Annotated in this window: 5 protein-coding genes; all 5 read right to left on the bottom strand. The window is 61.3% G+C overall.

Annotated features, from left to right (window positions below):
* Positions 1-485 (bottom strand): polysaccharide deacetylase family protein (locus WCZ84_RS13520; protein WP_372686802.1); only part of this gene is annotated, 485 nt, incomplete at its 3' end.
* 14 nt (positions 486-499) lie between these two features.
* Positions 500-1,720 carry a M20/M25/M40 family metallo-hydrolase gene (locus WCZ84_RS13515; RefSeq protein WP_372686801.1) on the bottom strand — a complete coding sequence of 407 codons (1,221 nt, stop codon included), beginning with the start codon at positions 1,718-1,720 and terminating at the stop codon, positions 500-502.
* Between the two features lie 30 nt (positions 1,721-1,750).
* The gene (locus WCZ84_RS13510; protein ID WP_372686800.1) at positions 1,751-2,836 is read right to left on the bottom strand and encodes an FAD-dependent oxidoreductase; all 1,086 of its coding nucleotides are present in this window, start codon (positions 2,834-2,836) and stop codon (positions 1,751-1,753) included.
* A 41-nt stretch (positions 2,837-2,877) separates the two neighbouring features.
* The gene (locus tag WCZ84_RS13505; RefSeq protein WP_372686799.1) at positions 2,878-4,374 is read right to left on the bottom strand and encodes an amino acid ABC transporter permease/ATP-binding protein; all 1,497 of its coding nucleotides are present in this window, start codon (positions 4,372-4,374) and stop codon (positions 2,878-2,880) included.
* 165 nt (positions 4,375-4,539) lie between these two features.
* Positions 4,540-5,370, bottom strand: coding sequence for a transporter substrate-binding domain-containing protein (locus tag WCZ84_RS13500; RefSeq protein ID WP_372686798.1), 831 nt, complete (start codon positions 5,368-5,370; stop codon positions 4,540-4,542).
* Positions 5,371-5,490 lie beyond the last annotated feature (120 nt).

Below are 5,490 nucleotides of genomic sequence, written 5' to 3'. Positions count from 1 at the left end.
TTGCTCATCAGCGAGGAATCGTACAGCAGGCCGGCTTCGAGCAGGTACCCCAGGGTGTGCTTCGAAAACCGATAGCTGGGCGCGCGAAACCCCGCCGGTTTGCGACCCGTGACCGTACTGACGGCATCCACGCTTTTTTCGAACCAGTATTTTTCAACCTGCGGATTCAGCGTATTGGGCTTTTCATGGTAGTAGCCGTGCAAGGCCACTTCATGCCCTTCGGCCACCATTTCGCGCACGACGCTTGCATACCGCTCGGCCGTCCAGCCGGGCACGAAAAACGTCTGTTTGATGTCGTGCTTCTGGTAGAGCTTGAGGATCCGGGGCACGGCGACCTGATCGTAGCGCAACCACGACGCCGTGCCGATCATGGTGGAGGCCCGGTCGGCATGATCCGAATACAGGATGCTGTCGGAATCCATGTCGAAGGTGATGGCGACGGCACAGCGGGCCCCATTGGGCCAGGTGATCGGGTTAGCCAGCATGTTCTGTGTTCTCCTTACTCGGTCGCGGCGGTTTGCACGGGCGTTTGGGTGATTTCATAAATGGTTCGCATGTGAACCCGTGTGATGGTCTCGAGCTGATCCACATCCAGCCATTCTTCGCTGAAGGCCATCGTGGACGGATCCGGCCCGTACACGGCGGCAGGTACCCCCAGGTAGCGCCAGAGCCGGGCATCCGTGCAGCCCAGGCCCACCGCCAGGGCCGGAGCCTGCCCAGTTTCGGCGGCGACGGCCGCCGACATGGCCTGGAACAGGGGGCCGGTGGCATCGCTCTGGTTGGGTTCGCCGGAATTCACGTAGCCGATCTCGCCCTCATGCGCCTGCACCAGCGCGCGCAACGGCACGAGCACATCATCCACGCACTGGCCCACCGGAATCCGGAAATCCAGCGACAGGGTGCAGTCCGTCGGCTTCATGTTGACCTTGTCGCCCCCCTGGATCATGCCCAGGCTGAGCGAGATGTCGTTCACGAAGGAATGACCCTTGGGCGCCAACACATCCTGCCCGATACTGCCCGACGTATTGCGCGCCTCTGGCCAGCGCTCGCGCAACGCCGCAATGAAGGCCCCCGCGGTATCGATGGGCGAGGCCTTGGCCGAAGGATAGGCGCCATGGCCACCGGGCCCGGTGAAGACCACTTCCACCCAGCAGAAGCCGCGCTCGCCATAGCGCACCACAGAGGCCGACGAGGGCTCGGTGCTGAGCAGGTAATCCCCCGCCAGCGACGGGAAGAACTCGAGCAGCGCCCGGCTGCCATACGGGCCGAAGGTTTCCTCGTCCGAGACCAGGCACAGGGTAACTTCACCACAGAGGTGGTCCTTTCTGGCGGCGAAATGCTTCATGATCGTCATGAAGGCGGCCGCGCCGCTTTTCATGTCGACCGCGCCACGCCCCACGATTCTGGACAGTGGCCCGGCGCCTGCCGACGCGCCGGTGCTGGGCGCCGGAGCGGACTGGCCGCCCGGAAACACGTCCAGGTGCGCATTCAGGACCACCCTGGGGCCCGGTTTTGCGCCCACCACCCGCGCGACCAGATTGAGCTTTTCGCGCTGCGGATCCTTGGTGAGCTCGATATACGGAATGCCGTTTTTCTGCAGATAGTCGACCGCCACGTTCATGGGCCGTGTCACGTCGCCAGGGGGGTTCGGCGATTCGGCCGAGACCAGCGCCTGAGCCAGGCGTGCCAGTTCCTGAACGTCAAATTGATAGGGATCCATGTTTTCAACCTTGTTTCTCGAACGTGTTTCTCAACCCTGAAAGGCCTCGACTTCATTGACATAGCGTATGGCAATCGGATTGACCCGACGCCCGCCCATGAAATTGCCGCGCGCCGAACAGGCCACGGTGTGGTCTGCCGTAGGCCGGCGGCGCTGCTCGTAGCGCTGAAACGCCACGACAGGATTGAGCGTTTCCGTAAAGGCGGCCTGCAGGGCGGCCGCATCGACCAGGGTCTGGGTGGCGCCTTGGGCCAGATCGGGCATGACGGCGTGCGCGGCGTCGCCCATCAGGGTTACGCGACCGTGCGTCCACCGGAAAGGAATCCCGCCGAAATCCTGCAGGTGATTTTCCAGGATCACCCCCTTGGAGGTCGAGGCGACCAGTTCGGGCAATTCGCCCACCTTCCAGCGTGACACGGTGTCGACAAACTGGTCCAGCGTGCGAGCGCCGTTGACCGAGCCAAACCAATACGCCTTGCTCTTGCCGATCGGGATCACCGACACGAAGCCATCTTCGTCGTACGCCCCAGTTTGCGCGTCGCGCGCAAACGAGGTCTCGCTGATGTCGAAGATCGCCCGGCAGCGGAACGCATGGTATTCGTTTTCGCGCAGGGCCACGTCGCCCACCAGCGACGTGCGCACCCGCGAGTGCACGCCATCGGCGCCGATCACCGCGTCGGCTTCCAGCGTGGTGTCATCGCTGGCCGTGCAGTAGACCTTGTCCCCCTCTTGCCGGACGCTGACGATCTCGGTATTGAAGCGAATGTTCTCGTAGCCCACTGCATCGGCCAGCATCAGGTTCAGGGCCCGGCGATGCATGCCGACGGCATACGCCCCAAACCGTGCCCCCCAATCCGAGGTGTCGATCGTTCGCAACAGCACGCCCGCGCTGCTGTAGTTGATGTATTTCATCAGCCGCACGGAGATGTCGTCATATTCGTTCTTGAGCCCCAGCGCGCCCAGTGCACGCCCGCCATTGGGCCAGATGTTCAGGCCGGCACCCGCGGTGCGGATGGCATCGGCGCGCTCCAGGACGGTCACGTCGATGCCCAGCTTCAATAAGCCCACAGCAGCCGAGAGCCCCCCGATGCCGCCACCTACGATGATGATTTTCATTTTCTTCCTCTCTCAAAAAGCACGGTGATGCATTGCACAAGTCAATTCGAAATCCCTTCAAGAAACTGCTTGAACCGGTCGGTCTTCGGGCTCTGGAACATATCTTCCGGGTAGCCCTCTTCGACTACCCGGCCATCGGCCATGAATACGACCCAGTCCGCGCACGTCCGGGCAAATTCCAGCTCATGGGTCACCACGATCATGGTGGCGCCCGCCGCCGACAGGTCACGCATCACGTTGATGACCTCGCCCACGCGCTCGGGATCCAGCGCCGAAGTCGGCTCATCGAACAGCAAGGTCTTGGGGCGCACCGCCAGCGCACGCAAAATGCCGATCCGCTGTTTTTCGCCGCCGGACAAGCGCTGCGGCATGCGGTTGGCCAGGGCCGACAGGCCCAGCAGGTTGAGCAGTTGCAGCGCTTCTTTCTTGACCGTGTGGCGGTCACGCCTCATGACGTGCACCGGCGCCAGCGACAGGTTGTCGAGAACCGAATAGTTTTCGAACAGGTTGAACTGCTGGAAGACCATCGCGGTGGCCGCCTGGCGCCGGCGCAGCACTTTCAGGGATTCCGGCATGGCGCGCCGGTACCAGTGCTTCCAGGAGCGGTCGGCCACGTCGATGCCATTGACCCAGACCGCACCGCTGTCGATGGGCTCGAGCAGGTTGATGGTCCTGAGCAGCGTACTCTTGCCTGCCCCGCTGGGCCCCAGGATACACGTGGTCTGGCCGCTCTTGATGGTCAGATCGATATCCTGCAGGACGACATTTTCGCCAAACGACTTGGTCACCTTGCGAAAACGCACCGAGTCTTCGTTCTTCTTGTCGTGCGCCTTGGCGCCCGCCAGGAAATCCACCAGAGTGCCGCTCTTCTCGACCGACTGCTTCCCGCCCCGGCGCGTGAGGCGCCGCTCTTTGCTGTCGTAGTCCAGGAAGATCTCGGTATAGTGCTGCAAAAGCGTCAAGGCCGTGGTGAGCAGCAGGTAGATGCACAGCGCCGCACCGAACACGGGGATGTATTCGAAATTTCGCGCGACGATCGTGTTGCTGCGCAGGGTCAGTTCGCTGACCGCAATCACCGAGGTGATCGAAGTGTCCTTCATCAACAAAATGGCAAAATTGATGAGCGATGGCGTGCACGTGCGCAGCGCCTGCGGAATGGAGAAAAAACGCGTGACGGCCAGGCGCCCGAATCCCATGGATTGCGCCGCCTCGATCTGGCCCGGCTGCACAGCCATCAGGCCGCCGCGGAACACCTCGCACAGATAGGCCGAAAAACAGACCGACAGCGCGATGACTGCGGTCCAGAATTCATTGATGTCGTAACCCAGGAATGGCAGCAGGTTGTACCAGACGACCAGCTGCAGGATGATCGGCGTGCCGCGGATGAACCAGACATAAAAGACCACCAGATACCTGAGCGGGGCCATGTGCTTGCTCTGCCTGATCAGCGCGAACACCATCCCCAGGGCGGACGAAACGATGAAGGATATGATCCATATCTGGATGGCGATGTACGCGCCCTCCAGAAGATAGGGCATCGTCAGATATTTGAGAAATTCGCTAAGCACGGTGGAATACGCTCAATTCAGAGTGGATAGCAGGGCGCCCTGGCAGGCCCGCAGCGGCGCCCATGCACAAGAGGCGCGCCAGGCGCGGCGACGGCCGAGACGGCCGCCCCCACCCGGTGCGCGTGGTGCGGCGGATTACTTGTCCTTCAGATATTCCTCGATCACCGTATCGATGTCCCCGCTGATGTACACGTTCTTGCCCATACCGAACTTCATGGAAGCGTCCTCGGCAAGCTTGGTGTTCAGGAACTCGGAAATATGCGGCAGCAACTCGGCCCGCAGCGGCGATCCTTTCTTGAAGGCGATCGGCCAGTACACCTGGTTGCCCACTTGCTCCAGCGCGACGGCGACTTCGGGGATGCGCGAGGCCGCCGCACGCCACATGTTCACGTCGTCGATGGCGCCTGCGGCGCGGCCGTTGCGAACCGCTGTGATGCGGTCGGGAATGTTGCCGCTGCTGGGTGCCGAGATGGCGGGATTGTCGGGCGGGCAGAACTTCTCGTTCATGGCTTTCACCGCGTTCTCGGTGGGTGCCGAGAAGTGCATGGCGATTTCCTTGCCACAATAGTTGGTCCAGTCTTTCACGTCCTTGGCGAATTCTTTGGTGGAGAGGATGCCGAAGCCGGACTTCACCAACGGGATGAAATCCAGCTTCTCGAAGCGCTCTTTGGTGATGTAGATGCCCGACGCGATGTCCACCTTGCCGTTCAGCAGCGCGGGGATTTCGTTCTCGAAAGCCATGGTCCGATATTCGAGGTCATAGCCGGCCTTCTTGGCGGCATAGTCCAGCGCCTCGGCCTGCAGCCCGATCCATTTTTCGTTTTCGTCTACGTAGTTGTAAGGCTGCAGCGGACCGGAGCTGACCACGGTGATGGTCTTGGCCAGCACCGCTTGCGGCAACAGCAGCGGACCGGACAGGATCACCGCAGCCAGTGCCCCGGTCGTGAAGTTCAGGGATTTTTTCATATCATCCTCCAGGAAGGTTCATGCAACTAGAAATGATGTGGATACTGCGTCAGCAGTTTGCATATTTGATCTGAATCAATTCAACCAGTGCGCACCCGAACTATGCAATAAAAATTTCAC

It is taken from the genome of Castellaniella sp. (genome assembly GCF_041675725.1).
In the GTDB taxonomy this organism is placed as follows: Bacteria; Pseudomonadota; Gammaproteobacteria; order Burkholderiales; family Burkholderiaceae_B; genus Castellaniella.
Note: the sequence above shows the minus strand (reverse complement) of the source record. Positions and strands in the feature narration are given on the sequence as shown.

Coding starts and splice junctions, on each gene's coding strand:
- WCZ84_RS13515 (WP_372686801.1), bottom strand. CDS start 1,720: ATGGATCCCTATCAATTTGACGTTCAGGAACTGGCACGCCTGGCTCAG.
- WCZ84_RS13510 (WP_372686800.1), bottom strand. CDS start 2,836: ATGAAAATCATCATCGTAGGTGGCGGCATCGGGGGGCTCTCGGCTGCT.
- WCZ84_RS13505 (WP_372686799.1), bottom strand. CDS start 4,374: ATGCCCTATCTTCTGGAGGGCGCGTACATCGCCATCCAGATATGGATC.
- WCZ84_RS13500 (WP_372686798.1), bottom strand. CDS start 5,370: ATGAAAAAATCCCTGAACTTCACGACCGGGGCACTGGCTGCGGTGATC.